15 protein-coding genes and 1 pseudogene are annotated in these 15811 nt (G+C 58.6%); 12 read left to right on the top strand and 4 right to left on the bottom strand.

Going from position 1 to position 15811, the window contains the following annotated elements; genetic code table 11:
• Positions 1-80: 80 nt before the first annotated feature.
• The 3 genes and pseudogenes from AC0L3U_RS07275 to AC0L3U_RS07265 all read left to right on the top strand — a co-directional run bounded on the left by AC0L3U_RS07275 (position 81) and on the right by AC0L3U_RS07265 (position 1961).
• On the top strand, positions 81-857 hold the full coding sequence (locus AC0L3U_RS07275; RefSeq protein ID WP_473361222.1) for a Crp/Fnr family transcriptional regulator: 777 nt from the start codon (positions 81-83) through the stop codon (positions 855-857).
• Positions 858-982: 125 nt separating this feature from the next.
• Positions 983-1704, top strand: a pseudogene (locus tag AC0L3U_RS07270) (DUF4396 domain-containing protein).
• Positions 1705-1775: 71 nt separating this feature from the next.
• A complete protein-coding gene (locus AC0L3U_RS07265; RefSeq protein ID WP_473361365.1) occupies positions 1776-1961 on the top strand; it encodes a zinc ribbon-containing protein in 186 nt (61 codons plus the stop codon).
• An 877-nt stretch (positions 1962-2838) separates the two neighbouring features.
• Here the strand turns inward: AC0L3U_RS07265 and AC0L3U_RS07260 are convergent.
• Positions 2839-3879 carry an AI-2E family transporter gene (locus AC0L3U_RS07260; protein WP_473292538.1) on the bottom strand — a complete coding sequence of 347 codons (1041 nt, stop codon included), beginning with the start codon at positions 3877-3879 and terminating at the stop codon, positions 2839-2841.
• A 232-nt stretch (positions 3880-4111) separates the two neighbouring features.
• Here AC0L3U_RS07260 and AC0L3U_RS07255 point away from each other — a divergent pair, with 232 nt between their 5' ends.
• From AC0L3U_RS07255 to AC0L3U_RS07245, 3 genes are read left to right on the top strand one after another with little or no spacing between them, the layout of a single operon-like run.
• Positions 4112-5338 carry an FAD-binding domain gene (locus AC0L3U_RS07255; protein ID WP_473361221.1) on the top strand — a complete coding sequence of 409 codons (1227 nt, stop codon included), beginning with the start codon at positions 4112-4114 and terminating at the stop codon, positions 5336-5338.
• Between the two features lie 30 nt (positions 5339-5368).
• Complete coding sequence (locus tag AC0L3U_RS07250; RefSeq protein ID WP_473361220.1) at positions 5369-5833, top strand: hypothetical protein; 465 nt, start codon at positions 5369-5371, stop codon at positions 5831-5833.
• The gene (locus AC0L3U_RS07245) at positions 5830-7254 is read left to right on the top strand and encodes a chloride channel protein (RefSeq protein WP_473361219.1); all 1425 of its coding nucleotides are present in this window, start codon (positions 5830-5832) and stop codon (positions 7252-7254) included. Before AC0L3U_RS07250 ends, AC0L3U_RS07245 begins: the two co-directional genes overlap by 4 nt.
• 57 nt (positions 7255-7311) lie before the next feature.
• Here AC0L3U_RS07245 and AC0L3U_RS07240 read toward each other — a convergent pair whose 3' ends face one another.
• A complete protein-coding gene (locus AC0L3U_RS07240; RefSeq protein ID WP_473361218.1) occupies positions 7312-8562 on the bottom strand; it encodes a cation:proton antiporter in 1251 nt (416 codons plus the stop codon).
• A 325-nt stretch (positions 8563-8887) separates the two neighbouring features.
• Here AC0L3U_RS07240 and AC0L3U_RS07235 point away from each other — a divergent pair, with 325 nt between their 5' ends.
• The gene (locus AC0L3U_RS07235) at positions 8888-9118 is read left to right on the top strand and encodes a hypothetical protein (protein ID WP_354056816.1); all 231 of its coding nucleotides are present in this window, start codon (positions 8888-8890) and stop codon (positions 9116-9118) included.
• Positions 9119-9807: 689 nt separating this feature from the next.
• On the opposite strand, the gene AC0L3U_RS07230 is transcribed toward AC0L3U_RS07235, so the two are convergent.
• Together AC0L3U_RS07230 and AC0L3U_RS07225 are read right to left on the bottom strand one after the other, a co-directional pair.
• Positions 9808-10482 (bottom strand): response regulator, encoded by a 675-nt coding sequence (locus AC0L3U_RS07230; RefSeq protein ID WP_007607484.1) that lies wholly within the window; start codon positions 10480-10482, stop codon positions 9808-9810.
• The gene (locus tag AC0L3U_RS07225) at positions 10454-12547 is read right to left on the bottom strand and encodes a sensor histidine kinase (RefSeq protein ID WP_473361217.1); all 2094 of its coding nucleotides are present in this window, start codon (positions 12545-12547) and stop codon (positions 10454-10456) included. Before AC0L3U_RS07225 ends, AC0L3U_RS07230 begins: the two co-directional genes overlap by 29 nt.
• Positions 12548-12684: 137 nt before the next feature.
• On the opposite strand from AC0L3U_RS07225, the gene AC0L3U_RS07220 reads away from it, so the two are divergent.
• The 5 genes from AC0L3U_RS07220 (at position 12685) to AC0L3U_RS07200 (ending at position 15457) form a co-directional block, all read left to right on the top strand.
• On the top strand, positions 12685-13482 hold the full coding sequence (locus tag AC0L3U_RS07220; protein WP_473361216.1) for a Crp/Fnr family transcriptional regulator: 798 nt from the start codon (positions 12685-12687) through the stop codon (positions 13480-13482).
• Between the two features lie 391 nt (positions 13483-13873).
• Positions 13874-14380: a PRC-barrel domain-containing protein gene (locus AC0L3U_RS07215; protein WP_473247723.1), complete on the top strand. Its 507-nt coding sequence runs from the start codon at positions 13874-13876 to the stop codon at positions 14378-14380.
• A gap of 170 nt (positions 14381-14550) precedes the next feature.
• On the top strand, positions 14551-14922 hold the full coding sequence (locus AC0L3U_RS07210; protein ID WP_473361215.1) for an SMC-Scp complex subunit ScpB: 372 nt from the start codon (positions 14551-14553) through the stop codon (positions 14920-14922).
• Positions 14923-14924: 2 nt separating this feature from the next.
• A complete protein-coding gene (locus AC0L3U_RS07205) occupies positions 14925-15182 on the top strand; it encodes a DUF5985 family protein (protein WP_247502678.1) in 258 nt (85 codons plus the stop codon).
• Positions 15182-15457 carry a DUF5985 family protein gene (locus tag AC0L3U_RS07200; RefSeq protein WP_354056804.1) on the top strand — a complete coding sequence of 92 codons (276 nt, stop codon included), beginning with the start codon at positions 15182-15184 and terminating at the stop codon, positions 15455-15457. The genes AC0L3U_RS07205 and AC0L3U_RS07200 overlap by 1 nt, the downstream gene beginning before the upstream one ends.
• The last annotated feature ends 354 nt before the right edge of the window (positions 15458-15811 follow it).

Here is a 15811-nt window from a genome sequence, read left to right as displayed (position 1 = left end):
CGCCGATGGCCCGAGTGCGTACTCTCCGCAGACCCGCGGACCGTTCCGATCGATCCTCGGAGATTGCGGGGAGCGCAGCAATGCAGGACGGCCGGGCGACAGGCCTAGTTCCGACATCAATTGCGCCTGGAGGCCGCGTTGGCTCCTTGGCTGCACGGAACAAGCTGCTGCGTTGCATCCCAAAAACCGAGCTCACAGTACTCCAGTCGATCGGGACGCATGTCGAGCTCAAGCCGCGTCAGGTCCTTCATCATTGGCGCTTGCCGATGGAATATGTCTACTTTCTTGGCAGTGGTCTCGTATCGGTCTCAGCCAAGGTCGAGGCCGGGCGCTTCGTGGAGGCTTGGCTGGTGGGCTCCGAGGGAATGATCGGCGCCCCCTGCGTTTTGGCGCCGGAGGATCCGATGCCGCCGCACCGTCGCGTCGTTCAGGTGGGCGGAGCGGCACTACGAATTCCGACGCCGGCTTTTCTCGCCGCGCTTGACGATCTTGGGACCCTCCGTGGAGTGATCCTCTCTTACATCAATCTTGTCTTGTTTCAAACGTCACAGGTGGGAGCCTGCAACTCGCTCCATTCCGTCAAGCAGCGACTTGCCCGCTGGCTTCTTGTCGCGGCAAACGCAATGGACTCCGGAGAACTGCCGATCACGCATGCTGTTTTAGCTCAATTGCTCGGGATCCGTCGGGCCAGTGTCAGCGAATGTCTCGAGACGTTCGAACAGGCCGGCATCATCCGCAACACCCGAGCAGCGATAACTCTGGTCGACCGGGCCCAGCTGGAGCATTCCGCCTGTTCGTGCTCTGGATTGATACAGCGTGAGTACGATCGGCAGATCGGCCGTCGCTTGCGTGCGTGAGAATTGAATGTGGAATAGCCAATTCTCCAAGCGCTCCGCCCCGAGATGATCGTGGGAAACCACAAAGCTCGATTTGAACGAAGGCGATCTTCACAACGTTTCTTCTCCGAGAAAACGGAGGAGCCATGATACCAATTTGGCTAAGAGATATCGCGCTGGCTTGTCTGGGTGTCGGATTTGTCTGCGCGGTCATCATCGCGATCGACCTCACCCGCCATCCACAGCGTATGTGGATCATGAATGTCGTCTGGCCAGTGAACGGTCTGTTCGGCACCGTACTGACGTTGTGGCTGTACTACCGGTTCGGCCGGCTTGCGGCCCGGGATGCGACTGAGCAGAACAAGCACTCCGACAGCAAGAGGGAGACACCGTTTCCCGTCATGGTCGCGAAAGGTGCCATGCACTGTGGCGCCGGATGTACACTCGGGGACATCATCGCCGAGAGCCTTGCGCTCGCGTTTCCGGTGATCGCGATCTGGGCGGGATGGAAAAGCCTCTTCTCAGAGAAAATGTTCGCGATCTGGGTCGTGGACTATCTGTTCGCTTTTGCGCTCGGCGTCGCATTCAGTACTTCACGATCAAGCCGATGCGCGACTTGTCGCCAGGCGCGGGCGTCGTTCAAGCCGTGAAGGCAGACACTCTCTCGCTGACTGCGTGGCAAATCGGTATGTACGGATTTATGGCGATCGCGCAGTTCGCGATCTTCAGGAATCTCTTCGGGGTGAGGCTGGAGCCGTCGATGCCGGAGTTTTGGTTCATGATGCAGATCGCAATGCTTGCGGGCTTTTTCACGAGCTACCCAGTGAATTGGTGGCTTATAGAGGCCGGCGTGAAAGAACGCATGTAGGGCAAGAGGGTGCTGCTTTGGCGACCCCGAACACAATTAGCAACTCTCTTCGCGCGCGACGCTTGGACCAAATGGGGCGCCCGCGCTTAACAGGGAGAAGTATCATGGCGGCGCATGCAGGTGAGACAGCCCAAGAGACTGGAGACTTCAGGTGTGAGCGATGTCATCAGGCCACTCACGTCACAAAAGGACACAAGATTCCGAAATGCCCGCATTGTGGAAGCACGAGCTTCGACACCCGGCGAAACGAGCCGTAGGTGCAACCTTCACTCGGAAGCAGGACGTCAACACAGCCAATCTTGCAACGTGATCGCCTCTCGAAGTCTTTCGAACGGCTGACGTACGTCCTGCAGTAATTCCGCCATCTAGCGGCTTCTCCAACGAAATATTCGTCGTCGCCCGGCGCGGTTCTCCAATGACTGAATGCGCCGGGCACTTTGCTACACGCGCAGCGCGTCACCACCGATGGTGCGCACGGATCACGCCGTGATGGTGGTGCCGATAGTGCCGCGGCGCCCAGCCGTAGCTATGACGCCAAGGTTGCGCGCGCCGGACCGTATATCCCCACGGTCTCGGCGCGGACCAGCCGTAGCTATAGCGCCAGGGGCGCGGGCCCCAGGCGTATGGCCGCGGTCTCCAACCATAGCCACCCCAGTAAGGTGTGTAGGTGTAAGCCGGATAGTACCCACCGTAGCCGTAGGGGTATCTGTAGCCATAGTACGGCGGATATTCCCCATAATACGGGGTCGCAAAGGCTGAGCCGATCAAGGCTCCTGCCAGCAGGCCGGCGCCGATTCCCCAGCCGCCACGCCATCGAACCTGGGTCAGATTATCCTGCACTGCCGACGTGTGCTGCGTGGAGCTCGCGGCTGCCGAGAGCGGTGTCAGAGGCGCAGCCTGGCTACTGCTGACAGGAGAAATTGCGACCAGGCCGGTGAGAGAAAGGGCAAGTGTGAGTCTCCGCATCTGTGGCTCCTGTAATTTCAGAATGCGGTCTCAACATCAGCCTGCAATCTTGGTTTCTCGGGTCAAGGGTTCGGGACACTATGTCGCGCCGATTGCCGGTCAGACACGCGAGTGTACGACACCGTACCAACTCCGTGGCCTCCGCACATTTTCAGCAGTGTTCCTGAACTAGGCAGCCTGTTTACTCTCGCGCTCCAGGAAGCCTTCGACATAGATCATGCGGACAGCAACGAGCAGAACGGCGATCAAGGGCGTGGCAACGATCAGTCCGATCAAACCAAAGAGAGTGCCAAGGATCGTTTGGGAAAGTATCGTCAGTGCGGGTGGCAGCGAGACAGTTCGTTTCTGAATCCATGGTGCGATGACATTTCCCTCCAACAGCTGGATCGTCAAAAACAAGAGAGCGACCCAAGCGGCAAGAGCAGGAGACTGTGCCAGAGCCACGAGGATCGCCGGCACTGCGCCTGCAAGTGCCCCGATGTATGGCACGAAGTTCAGAAGGGCGGCCAGCAGGGCCAGTGATAGTGGCAAGGGCGAACCGATGAGGAGAAGGCCCAGTCCGAGGAGCAGACCAACGATCAGCATGTCGACGAGTTGACCAAGAAACCAGAGCCTAAGCGTAGCGCCGAGCTCTCCGGCAACTTCTCGGCCGCGAGGTCGCCAGGCCATTGGAAGCAAACGAAGCGAGCCTTCGAGATACAATTGGGGCGACGCAGCGAGGAATATCGCTGTCGCCGCCGTCACGACGAGAGTGCCACCTATGCCGAGAACGGAGCCAACGACGCCGGTGACGTAGCCTGTCAGGCCAGTGCGCAGAGACTTTCCGGCGATCTGCAACTGTTGAGCCAAAATCGAACCCCACGAGCTGTTTTGCAGTTCGCTCCAGATCCGTGCCAGTTGGGTTCTCAGTTGCTGGCTGATCTCGTCGGCCTGGATGAAAATGGCGCTGCCGCGCCACCACAGCAGCGCACCGAGTGCGAGCCCTGTCACAAGAATGACGGAAATCAAGGACGTGTATGGCCCGAGGCGCGTTACCCGACGGACCGCGTTGCTGGCGCCCCGCAAAACGCAAGCGATGACCACGGCGCTGAACAAGAGCAACAGTATGTCGCGAAGCAGCCAGACCGAGAGCGCGAGAAATAGAGCGATTGCGCTTACACGAAGGGTGCGCTCGATATGCCGGACATGAACAGTCAACTTGTCTTCCAATTCGTCTTCCTTTGTCGGAACAGTCCAGATTCCGAAGCTCGACATTGAAGTTGCGCAGGCGAGACTACTCGGAACATCATCGCGGCGATCGCGTCGCGATGTATGTAATACTCTGTTGCGGCCTCAAATGTTCTTGTACGCAAGCGACTAATTCTCGTCCGAAGACCGCCGAAGCACCAGAGCGAGCTCGGGCATCGTGTCGCTGATCGTCGTTCGTTTCTGAGGAGATGGCATGAACAGCGTTCTAATCTCCGGGGTTGGAATTGCCGGGCCCACGCTTGCCTATTGGTTGAAAGCAGCCGGCTTCCAGCCGACGCTCCTCGAACGCGCCTCCGCTCTACGGAGCGGAGGCTATGTCATCGATTTTTGGGGGCTCGGCTACACCATCGCTGAACGGATGGGATTGATGCCGGAGATCAATCGCGACGGCTACTACGCCCGAGAGTTTCGGATCGTAGATGAAGCTGGCCGTCGGCTGGCCGGCTTCGGTACCGACGTCTTCTCCGAGTTGACGAATGGACGATACGTTACTCTTCAGCGCAGTGACCTCTCGCGCATGCTGTTCGAACGGGCCAGCGGCGTCGAAGCCATTTTCGGAGACGAGATCATTCTCGTCGAAGAGAAACCAGATTGCGTCGAAGTCCAACTGAAGCACGGCGGCAGGCGGAGGTTCGACCTTCTCGTCGGGGCAGACGGCCTGCATTCAGCCGTGCGCAATCTGGTCTTTGGACCACAGGCTCACTTCGAGCGGCGTCTGGGGTATATCGTGGCTGCCTTCGAAGCTCACGGCTATCGACCGCGCGACGAGGATGTGTATCTGATCTACGGTCAGCCGGGCCGCATGGTAGGCCGCTTCACGCTGCGTGACGATCGTACATTGTTTCTCTTGGTGTTTGCCGAGCATCACTCAGTTTTGCCGGAAACGCCGGCCTCGCAAAAGGCGCTCCTTCGGGAAGTCTATGGCGGAGACGGCTGGGAGTGCGATCAGATGCTCGCCGAACTGGAGCGCGCCGGTGAACTCTATTTCGACACCGTCAGTCAGATCAGGATGCCGAACTGGTCACGAGGTCGGGTGGCGCTCATTGGTGATGCCGCTTTCTGCGTCTCGCTCCTGGCAGGGCAGGGATCGGCGCTGGCGATGATTTCAGCTTATGTCTTGGCCGGTGAACTCGCCCTGTCCGGTGGACGATATTTGGAGGCGTTTGCGGGATACGAGGCGCGGCTAAAGAGCTATATAGGCCGGAAACAGCGGGGTGCGGAGCGCTTTGCCGGAGCAATGGCGCCGAGAACGCGTGTGGGAATGCTCTTCCGCAACGTCGTGGTCAGAAGCTTCTCGATACCGGGGCTGGCGAGGCTCGCAATTGGGCGGGACATCGCCGACGAACTGGAGCTTCCTGACTACCGTTGGGCGGGCACCATGAATCGACGGGCAACCAACAAGGGCGTCCAATGGCGGTGACGTGGAGGTCGATGGGCGCGGATTGTCGCCATGCCTCTCGGCAGGAACCGCCTTTCGGAACCAGAGTTCATATCGTTGTCTGTGCGCAATAGTGGTCAAATGCCCTCGGTCCTGACTTACGGCACGCGAAAAGCCCTGATCGGCAGCAGCATCAAGCCGTTTGCTGAAGAGCGGAAGGTCAGCCTTCTCGTGCTTTGCGCGCTCGCCTTGGTGATTGGCGTCATGACCGGACTTGGCGCCGTCGGCTTTCGCGCGCTGATCGGCCTCGTGCACAACTTGTCTTACAATGGCAGGCTGAGCGTCGTTTACGACGCAAACGTCAGTGAGGGACCCAGTCCTTTCGGCGACTTTGTTCTTCTTGCGCCTGTGATCGGCGGCCTCATCGTCGTTTTTCTCGTCCGGCGGTTCGCTCCAGAAGCAAAGGGACATGGCGTACCCGAAGTGATGGACGCCATACTCTACAAGCGCGGCAAAATTCGGGGTTCGGTAGCTTGATAAAGGCGCTGGCGTCCGCAATATCGATCGGAAGCGGCGCCGCCGTCGGGCGCGAAGGCCCTATCATTCAGATAGGCTCAGCCCTTGGCTCAGCCTTTGCTCAATTCATCGGGCTCTCGACCCGGCAGAGGATCACGCTGCTGTCCGCGGGCGCGGGCGCGGGCATTGCCGCAACCTTCAATACTCCGCTGGGCGGCGTGCTGTTTGCTCTGGAAATTCTTCTGCCGGAAGTTTCAAACCGGACATTCCTCCCAGTCGTCGTGGCCACGGGGGCTGCGACGACGATCGGGCGCATCCTGATCGGTCCGGAGCCGGCCTTTTCGGTTCCGGATGTGCAATTCAGCATGGTCGCATCCTTCAATGCGCAGGAAGCTCTCGCATTTGTCCTGCTTGGCTTGTTGTCTGGAGCGGCAGCCTGGGCGTTTATCCGTCTGCTCGTCTTCATGGAAGACGGGTTTCCGAAGCTGTCTGGCAACGAGTATGTTCAAAATATCATCGGCATGTCGTCAATCGGCCTGATGATGGTGGTGCTCACCCATGCCTTTGGCCACTCCTACGTCGACGGCGTCGGCTACTCCGTCATTCAGGAGATACTGGACCACAAGATGACGGCGGCGGGGTTACTGGCGCTGCTGTTCGTGCTGAAGCTGTTGGCAACGACGGTCAGCCTCGGCTGCGGGGCGTCGGGCGGGATCTTCTCGCCATCGCTTTACCTTGGCGCCACGCTGGGGGCCGCCTTTGCCGCTGCAACCAATCCAATCCTGCCTCATTCAGGGCTAACGCCATCTTCGGCCGCGATCATTGGAATGGCGGCCATCGTCGGTGCAGGTACGGGCGGCGTCATGACGGCAATCGTGATGGTCTTCGAGATGACCCGCGATTACGCAATCATCGTTCCGGTGATCGTTGCGGTGGCGTTGGCTGCAGGCGTCAGGCGTGCACTCGTCAACGAGACGATCTACACGATCAAGCTGCGCCACCGCGGGCACCGCATTCCGAAGGAGCGGCATATCAACCTCTATCTGGTGAAGCAGGCCCAGGACATCATGGAGAGGCGCTTTATCGTCGCCGGAGTAGGAACGACACTAAAACAGGCTATGGCTGCGGAAGATATCGATGATGCACTTCCTATCGTGGTTGAGCGCGAAGGCCGGATTGTCGGGCTGATCCCACCACGTTGCGGCTTATGGGCGGAGTCGCAATCGAACCCAGCTCTCATGGTCGAGCAATTCGTCGAGCGGCGAATGGTCATTTGCCGCGATCAGGACCTTTTGAGCTTGGTGTTTGCCAGGTTGAAGCGCCATCGGGTCGGGGCGGCAATTGTTGTCCGCTCTGCCTCGCGCCCGCGCGTGAACGATATCGTTGGCGTCCTCACCAAACGCGTGATCGCCGATGCCGTCATCGACAGCTATGAGGATTGATCCGTTCAAAAATGAGGCGCTTGTCGCCTGCGCTTGAAGGGTCATTGGAGACGAGACCTATTGTCCGACAGTCCGCTTTGCCACCCAGCCTAGAGTCGAGCCTTGAATGATGATGCTGAACAGGACGACCGCATAGGTTGAGGCGAGCATGGCGGCCTTGGCCGGGCTATCCGGGATTGATAGGGCGAGTGCAACTGAAATCCCGCCTCGAACGCCCGCCCAGGTGAGAAAGGGCGCGTTGCGCAGGGAAAGCAGCTGAGTCCATCCGAACAAAAACGGTTGGACTGAAACGGAGACAAACCGGGCGAAGAGAACGATTGGAATTGACGCTGCTGCCAGGCCAAGGCTGCGAAGATCAAAGCGCAGTATCAAGGTCTCGAGCCCGATAAGCAGAAAAAGGACGGAATTGAGGATTTCGTCGATGAGAGTCCAGAGCGCGAAGAGATATCCTTGTGTCCGCTCGCTCATCGCATATCGCGGTCCTCGGTCGCCGATGAGGAGGCCTGCGGCGACCATGGAGAGCGGCCCGCTGACGTGCAGATGTAACGCAAGTGCGTATGTTCCGGTGACGAGCGCGAGAGAGATCAGTACCTCTATGGCGTAGTCGTCGATGAGCCGCATCGCGCGATACGCAACATAGCCAGTCAACAAGCCCAGAACTATTCCGCCACCAGCTTCGCGAACGAGTAACTCAGCGACATCGGCAGTCGAAACCTGAGCGCCGTCTCCGGTGCTCGCAAAGCGAAGCATGATCGTGAACAGAACAATCCCGACGCCGTCGTTAAACAATGCCTCGCCTTCCGTCTCGATCTGCAGCTCTTTCGGCACTTTGGTGTTGCGAAGCGTACTCAGGACAGCAACGGGGTCAGTCGGGCTGATCAATGCGCCGAACACGAATGCCCAAGCCAACGATACGGGTAGGTTCACAAGGCCGCAGACGAACCAGAACATCAGGCCTACGAGGACGGTTGAGATCGAGGTGCCGAGAACGGCCAGAATAAATACCGGAATGGCGCGGCTTCTGAGTGTGTCCAGATCTACGTGCAACGCGCCGGCGAACAGCAGAAATGCAAGCATTCCGTTGACGACGACTTCGGTAAAGTCGATCTGTCGGAGTCCGTCGGCAAGTTGGTTTAGCAGATGAGCCGTCGGAACCGCTGCATCCAGACCGATCATCAGCAGCGACGTCAGGACACTCATCAAAAGAAGACCTACGCTGCGGGAGAGCGGCAGGAACTTATGATTGAGCCAGCCGAAGGCGGCAGACAATGTGAGCAGAACGGCAGCAATATCCATCAGCGAAAGCACGGCAGGCTCCCTTGTGCTCTGGCGAGAGTGCCTGTTCACTCCCTCCCGTTAAGGCCGCTGTTCGCTCTAGCCGGTGAGGGTAGTGCGTTCGAGATAGCGACTTTTGAGACGTGAATAAGCAAAAAGCAACTTCGGCAGTTCCTGCGGGACATCTAAGCGGATTGGGATAAGCCTCGATTCCAAGCACCTCGCAGCGGCGGGAGCAGCTATCCATTTTCTGCATCTGCGGCGAAAGATCGCGACGACGATTGTCAGTATCGTCGTTCACTCCGCATTCATTGGACCGACATAGAAGTGCGGAGGGGGCGTACGACAAGGAAAAACTATGAAGAAAATCGCCTATGGATTTGCGGCCGCTGCTTTGCTTGCGGGCACTCAGTTCTTGGTTCCTGCCAATGCGATGATGGCGCCACCGGTCGGCGCCGCGGCAACATCCGAGACGATGCAGGCTGGCTATCACTATCATCATCATCGGAGGGTCTGCACCGTGCGAACCATAGTCACTCGTGGCTATCATGGTCGGCGTATCGTCAAGCACGTGCGTGTCTGCCGATAAGCGCAAACTTGGAGGGCCGTCGATCGAGGCGGCCCTCACCTTGCATAAGAGCAATCTTCGCGCAGTGAGATGGGTGCGCCGCACTTTACATCGGAAGCTGACGCTCAAGAGTCCGGGAAAATCGACGTGCCGCGATCTCCAGCGCCGCGACACAAAGAGCCGTGAACAACATACCGAGGACCAGGAGCACCACGACTGTATCCATGATCGAGCGAGTTCCTGCAAAGGATCGGGACGATGAATCCGACTTCGTCATTCCTCGATGTCGGTTGCCAAACGCCTGTTGCCGTCAAGCAATCGCGTACGCCGAGAACAGGAGACAGGTGAGATAGATGCAAGCGAGGCAAATGCCCGCGGTTCTCGCCGTGCGGGCATCTAGCCGCGAGCTCGTCCGAGTGGCGAGCCCGGGCAGTTTCTCATACTGTGCAAAGAGCTGGCGACCGGGACGTCCTCGGAAAAGTACATTTCTCATGCATGCCTCCAAACAACCATGATCCGTCCAATACGTGCGGAATGCAGAAGCCGGAAAGAACGGTGTTCCGGCCGGCGATTTGCGTTGGTTCTCTCGTCCGCTTCATGGAAGATAATGGACGGCGTCCCATCGGGCAGTCAGGAGATGAGCGGGGCTTGTCGGGATAATCCTGACGTCCGCATGCCACGCAGGGCCGTTTGGCCCACCTCCTTCCCGCTCAAACTTGATCCGCACTCTTTCCCGAATGGCTCAACCAGCCAAGGGCCACGCCGTAGCGCACGATGTCGGCACGCGTGAACAGTCCGAGCTTTTCGACCGCCCTGGCCTTGTAAGTTTCGACGGTCTTGATGCTGATGCTTAGCTGATTGGCAATTTCCTTGTTGCTGAAGCCTTGTGCGATGAATCTGAGAACCTCACTCTCGCGCGGTGTCAGCTCGCCGGCTGTGGAAGCGCCGGAAGACGAGTGGGCGCCCTGCGCGGATGGAAGTGCTTTCTCCGCTATTGCGGGATCCAGATACAAACCACCTCCAGCGATCGCGCGAACTGCGCGCTCGAGCTCGTCGGCCGCAGAGCGCTTCAGCAGATAGCCGCGAGCTCCCGCTTGCAGCATCGGTTGAACGTAGGCGTGATCCTCGTGCACGGTCAGCGCCAGAAGACGAACTTGAGGAAGCTGCGTCGCTAGGGTGCGAGCAACTTCAAGGCCACTGATACCGGGCAGTGAAATGTCCAGGATAGCAATATCCGGTGTGGCCTTGCGAATGACCTCAAGGGCGGCCTGTCCATCCGTTGCTTCCCCGACGATCTCAATGTCCTGCACATCCTGAAGCAACGCCTTCATTCCGGCCAGAACAAGCGGATGATCGTCAGTCAACGTGATCCGGATCGGGCACATAGCCCATCTCCTCTATTGGCACCGGTATTCTCATGAAAAGAGAGGTGCCGTGGCCGGGTTCAGATTCGATCGCCAAAGATCCACCGAGCAGCGTGAGGCGCTCCTCGATGACGGACAGGCCCAATTTTGCGTGGCGGCTCTCACCCTGCGAGAATTCCTGAAAGTCGAAGCCGTTCCCGTCGTCTTCGACGACGATCCTAAGCTCAGCTGTGCGTCGGTCGATGACCACGCTGACGTTTCGAGCTTGCGCGTGTTTGACCACGTTGTTCACGGCCTCCTGGACGGCGCGGTAAACCGCGATTTCGACGTCCTGGCCGAGACGATCTCTTCTGCCCAGAGGCTGAAAATCGACGCTGATCCCGAACCGGCGCTGGATCTCTGCGCAGAATGCCTCCAGCGCCTTGTAAAGGCCCAGGTCGTCAAGGGCAGTCGGGCGCAGGTCAGAGGCGATTTGATGGATATCGCGCCCAATCCCTCTCGCGAGTCCTTGCAGCCAATTGAGCCTCTCCAATCCGAGCTTGCGTTTCGGGCTCGTGCCAAGAAGCGGCTCCAGGTTCTTTAGACCGAGAAGGAGACCTGTGACCGTCTGGCCGATCTGATCGTGAAGCTCTCTTGCGATTCTACGGCGTTCATTTTCTTCCGCTTCGGAAAGACGTCGAAGCAGTTGCTGTCGCTCCAGCTCAGCTCGCTTGGTCTCGTGGATATCCAGAATGACGCCATACACGACGTCTAGGTTGTTTTCGTCGAGTCGAGACAGCCGTCCGCTGGCCCGTAACCACCTGCTACGAGGGGCCGCAGTGCGGAAATCAGCAATCGCGACGTTTCCCGAACGGCAACTCAGCAACGAAGCCTCAAACTTTTGCTGGTCGGCGGGATCAATGCTGCTCAGCATCCGGTCGATCGGAACGCTCGTATCGCCTTCGGAGCGCGCCCCCTCGATCTGGAGCAATTCTCGTGCGCGGGGCGATACAAGCGCTTCTCTCGTCGAAAAATCACAGCTGAACACGCCGAGATCTGCGGCATCGATCGTCAGCCTCCGTCGCTCTTCACTTGCGCTGAGTGCCAATGCTGCCTGCGCCTCTTGCTCGCGCCGGCGAAGGGAAATGTCGCGTATGGTGTACCAGGCCAAAGTCAGAGCCAAGACGAAGCTCAATACCCCACCCCCGGCAAGGAAAATGGCTGAGCGCTGGACGGGACCATTCAGTTCCTGCGTCGGTATTCCGAAATGGACCGACCATCCGCTGGTTCCGGGGATGACTTTGTAGATCGAGTCGACTTGTTCGCCGGCAGGCGTGGTTTTGACGTAGCTTCCTTCTGGCGCTGAGGCTATCGCCTGGCGGACCGTAGCGCTGGCAGATTGTCCGAGTTCGGATTGTTCACCGAAGGTGCGGGCGACGATGTTCCCCTTGGCATCGACCACGAAACCCACCCAGCCGGCCGGGGCTCCTGCGCTCTTCAAAATCTGGCTTATTGCATCGGGCACCAGGGCCACCGTGAGTACAAACTTCAATTGCCCATCGCGCTCAACGGGGGCCCTGACGGCCACCACGCGTTTGCCGGTGATGGGACCACGTGGCCCAATTCCGCCGATCGCCGGCTTTCTCGTTTTCAGGATCTGTTCGAAGTTCTCTCGGTCGGCGGTGGCGCGCATCCCATCTCCGAGTGGGCGGCTGACATCAAGCACCTGATTCCCGTCAGGATCGACGAGCTGAATCGTCTGCCAAAGAGGACGTGCTTCGTTGACACGCGTCGCTTCGCGATAGAACGCGTCAAGGTCCGGCTTGTCGAGTGTTGCGGAAGCCGCGACGGTCTCGGCGATCTCGAGCTGGAGGCTGATCTCGGAGGCAAGCCGGTTGACGACGCTATCGAGCGTCTCCACGGCGGCAGCCTGAGAGCCCCTGCGCTGCTGCTGCGCGTTCAGGAAAACGACCCAACCCGCAAAAAGCGCAAGAGGCATCGCTGCCGCGATGAAGACGAGGATCAAGGGGCGGCGGGCTGCGCGCCGGGAGATTGAGGTGGGCGCCTCCATGCGGGTGGGTATCAAATGAGACAGCAAAACGCCCACGTGCTGGCACTTCCTCGATGTTTCTGGTTCTTGTCAGGTTTTTCCCGACAGTTCTATCGGTCACCCTGACTCCCAGGATCGCTCGATCCATCCCATCGTACAGGCAATCATTGTAGCGGTCTAGAATTGGGCTTGACATGGAACATTCTTCATCGCCACTGCGGTTGATCGAAAACGAATTCAACCCGAAGCGGCTTGGTTTGGACGAGCCCTTCTGCGGGACTAGCCGCAACGAACTCGTCTCCCGACTGTCGGCTTCATCGCAGTGCCGTTTGCTCGAAAGCTGCGAGACGGTGTCTCTGAACAAAGGACAAATTCTTTACGATCGCGGCACTCCTCTTCGCCATGCCTACTTCATCGAGTCCGGCGGGTGTTCTGTCACGACCCGCGCGGGCGACTGCCTGCCGGTCGAGATCCATACGCTGGGGATGAAGGATTTTGTCGGCGTGCCGTTGGTCCTGGGCATGCACGTTTCGCCGCACCGCTGCAGCGTGAGAGTGCCGGGCCAAGCGCTTCGGATCCAGTCCGATCAGCTGATTTCTTTGATCAAGAGGGACGTCGAGCTTGAAAAGATGCTTTTAGGCTATGTTCAGGCGATCCTGATTCACAGTTCGCAGCTGTCAGCCTGCAATTCCAGGCACACGCTGCACCAGCGCCTCGCCCGGTGGCTCCTGGTTGCCAGCGACAGGCTCGGGTCTCGCGAGATACCTTTCACGCATAGTTACATAGCCAATGCTCTCGCGGTCCGGCGCGCCGGCGTTACGGTCGCTCTCGGGAGTATGATGCGCGACGGAGTGATTGGATGTCGCAGGGCGGGGATCGTCGTCATGGACGAGGCCAGGCTGAAAGCGATGTCTTGCGATTGTCAGGGGATCATCCTGTCGGCGCACAACCGTTCTTGTGCGGTGCCGCCCCTCCGCATTGCATATTCGTGAACGCGATTCCCTACTGCCGTTAAGTCGAGGTGTACGGCAGCCAACAGAGTCCAGATATTCGTGAAGCAATAGAGGCGGAGATGTCATCGCAAGAAGTCCGGATCCGAACCGATACCGAAGTTCTGGTGGGGGCCTTGGAGGAGGCCCAAAGGCTTCTTGCCGCTTACGAGAACCCTTGCTGCAATCGCACCAGGGACGACATTATCGCTATGGTCGAGTTCATCATATGCAACCCTTCCGTGACACGTGCAATGCTTCATCAAAAGATGCGCAGCCGCCTCAAGCTAGTCGGATAAGTCTCGTGCGGGAGCGTACATTCGCATTCAGGAAAACGAAACTTGCGAGCGTGTGATGAGTTGACGATGATCCAACAGAAGTAGGAGCAATCGTCATGAAGATATCACTTTGCATTCTTGCCTCCGCGATGCTGCTGGCTACGCCGGTCATGGCGCAGTCGTCCCAGAACAACGCGACGACCGCGGCGCCCAACGTGCAGCCGGCTGCCTCGACCGCCTCCATGCACAAGGAAGGTGAATGGCGTGCATCGAAACTCGTTGGCGTGAACGTCTATAACAACAGCAACGAGAAGATCGGCGACATCAATGATCTGATCCTGGATTCCAGCGGGCGGGTTGCCAACGTGGTGATCGGAGTGGGAGGATTCCTTGGAATGGGCGAGCACAACGTCGCCGTAACGTTCGATCAGCTCAAATTCGCCAAAGAACCGGTGAAGACCGTGTCCAACGATGGCGCTGGAAAGACCGGCAATGCCGGTTCGACGAGCACGACGGGAAGCGCATCAACGTCGGCCCAGCGAAGCGACAATTGGTATCCGGATCACGTGGTGCTGAACGCCAACAAGGATCAGCTGAAGAAGATGCCCGAATTCAAGTACTGAGCCGATTTCGGTCCCTATTTCCAGCATGCTTATCGGCGGTGTCATCTGAGATGACGCCGCCTTTTGCAGTTGTCTTTGATCCGGTCGGCTTAGATTTGTGGCAGAGGAAAAGCAGTCTTGAATTTCTGCATTGAATCGATCAGCTTGCGTGCCGCTGGCTGAGGTCGACGATGTCTGATGAAGCACTGCCGCAAGAGGTAGAGGAGCTTGTCCGACGCTACATTCGCTCTGTGGCGCAGCTCGAAGCCCTTTTGTTCTTCCACAAGCGGCCCGGCGAGCGCTTCGACGTGGAATCGCTCGCTGCACGCCTTTACGCGGGCAAGATCGAGATGGCCGATGCTCTAGCGTCCCTGAGGAAGGATGGCTTCCTCGACGGCGAGGCAGGGATCTATGTGTTTGCGCCGCGGCCCGAATTGCGGCCAGTGGTCGATAGCTTGGCCTTGGCGTATTCGCGGCATTTGATCCCGATCACACATATCATCCACAACAGCCCACACCGCATCCAGGCATTTTCAGATGCCTTCAGGATTCGAAAGGATTAGTCATGGCTGCGGTGATTTACACACTTTGCGCGATCACGAGCGGCTTTTGTGCATGGCTGCTCATTCGGGCATATATCGGTAACAGGTCAAGGTTGCTCCTATGGAGCGCCGTCTGCTTCGCGGGTCTGACTTTCGAAAATGCTGCTCTGTGGATCGATAAGATCGTATTTCCTCAAGTTGATCTTTCCGCCGTGCGTCTGTCGATCGGCCTGTTCGCCATGACGGTCCTGCTTATCGGCATGATCTGGGAGGCCGAGTGATGGACCATTTGAATCCCGTTCTTTCAGGTGCGACGGCATTCGCATCGCTCCTGGCGAGCATATATTTCCTGAAGTTTTGGCGTAAGACGGGCGACACCCTTTTCCTGTTCTTTGCAGCTGCGTTTGTGATCGACGCCGTTGCGAGATTTGTCCTGGCCGTGGTGCAAGTGACGAATGCGAGCGAACCGGTGTACTTCATCCCGCGCCTGATCACATTCAGTCTGATCGCGCTTTCGATCGTCGGGAAGAACGCGCTGCCGAAGAAGCGCAAGTGAGGCTCGAATTCAAGAGGCGCTGACTCGCAAGACGCTCGGGGTGCAACCGTACACCCGGTTTCGCGCCTTGAACGACGGGCAGGGGAATCGACCACCGACCTTGCCCGGGACGGATGGACAGGTCATGCCGTCAGGGGAGGCGGACCCCAGCCGAGGAGCGCTGGGATTCCAACTCCCGCCGCGCGCTGGTTCACCCGGACGTTGGCGGGCTGCTGTGTGGGACAGGAGTGATCTTCGGCAGAGCGCGCACAGCTTGCTACGCGACGAAACAGGGTACAGTTCTGTACAATAGGCAGCCGATCTGCCCCGCTGCCGCTTGCTCGCGGGCGACCTCAGAAGGATATTGCGCAGGGG

Source organism: Bradyrhizobium sp. Kon69 (assembly GCF_055807515.1).
This window is presented reverse-complemented; position numbering and strand designations above follow the sequence as displayed.

What these genes read in the sequence shown, in the direction of transcription:
- AC0L3U_RS07275 (WP_473361222.1), top strand. Translation starts at nt 81, where the DNA reads ATGCAGGACGGCCGGGCGACAGGCCTAGTTCCGACATCAATTGCGCCT.
- AC0L3U_RS07265 (WP_473361365.1), top strand. Translation starts at nt 1,776, where the DNA reads ATGGGGCGCCCGCGCTTAACAGGGAGAAGTATCATGGCGGCGCATGCA.
- AC0L3U_RS07255 (WP_473361221.1), top strand. Translation starts at nt 4,112, where the DNA reads ATGAACAGCGTTCTAATCTCCGGGGTTGGAATTGCCGGGCCCACGCTT.
- AC0L3U_RS07250 (WP_473361220.1), top strand. Translation starts at nt 5,369, where the DNA reads ATGCCTCTCGGCAGGAACCGCCTTTCGGAACCAGAGTTCATATCGTTG.
- AC0L3U_RS07235 (WP_354056816.1), top strand. Translation starts at nt 8,888, where the DNA reads ATGAAGAAAATCGCCTATGGATTTGCGGCCGCTGCTTTGCTTGCGGGC.
- AC0L3U_RS07230 (WP_007607484.1), bottom strand. Translation starts at nt 10,482, where the DNA reads ATGTGCCCGATCCGGATCACGTTGACTGACGATCATCCGCTTGTTCTG.
- AC0L3U_RS07220 (WP_473361216.1), top strand. Translation starts at nt 12,685, where the DNA reads ATGGAACATTCTTCATCGCCACTGCGGTTGATCGAAAACGAATTCAAC.
- AC0L3U_RS07215 (WP_473247723.1), top strand. Translation starts at nt 13,874, where the DNA reads ATGAAGATATCACTTTGCATTCTTGCCTCCGCGATGCTGCTGGCTACG.
- AC0L3U_RS07210 (WP_473361215.1), top strand. Translation starts at nt 14,551, where the DNA reads ATGTCTGATGAAGCACTGCCGCAAGAGGTAGAGGAGCTTGTCCGACGC.
- AC0L3U_RS07205 (WP_247502678.1), top strand. Translation starts at nt 14,925, where the DNA reads ATGGCTGCGGTGATTTACACACTTTGCGCGATCACGAGCGGCTTTTGT.
- AC0L3U_RS07200 (WP_354056804.1), top strand. Translation starts at nt 15,182, where the DNA reads ATGGACCATTTGAATCCCGTTCTTTCAGGTGCGACGGCATTCGCATCG.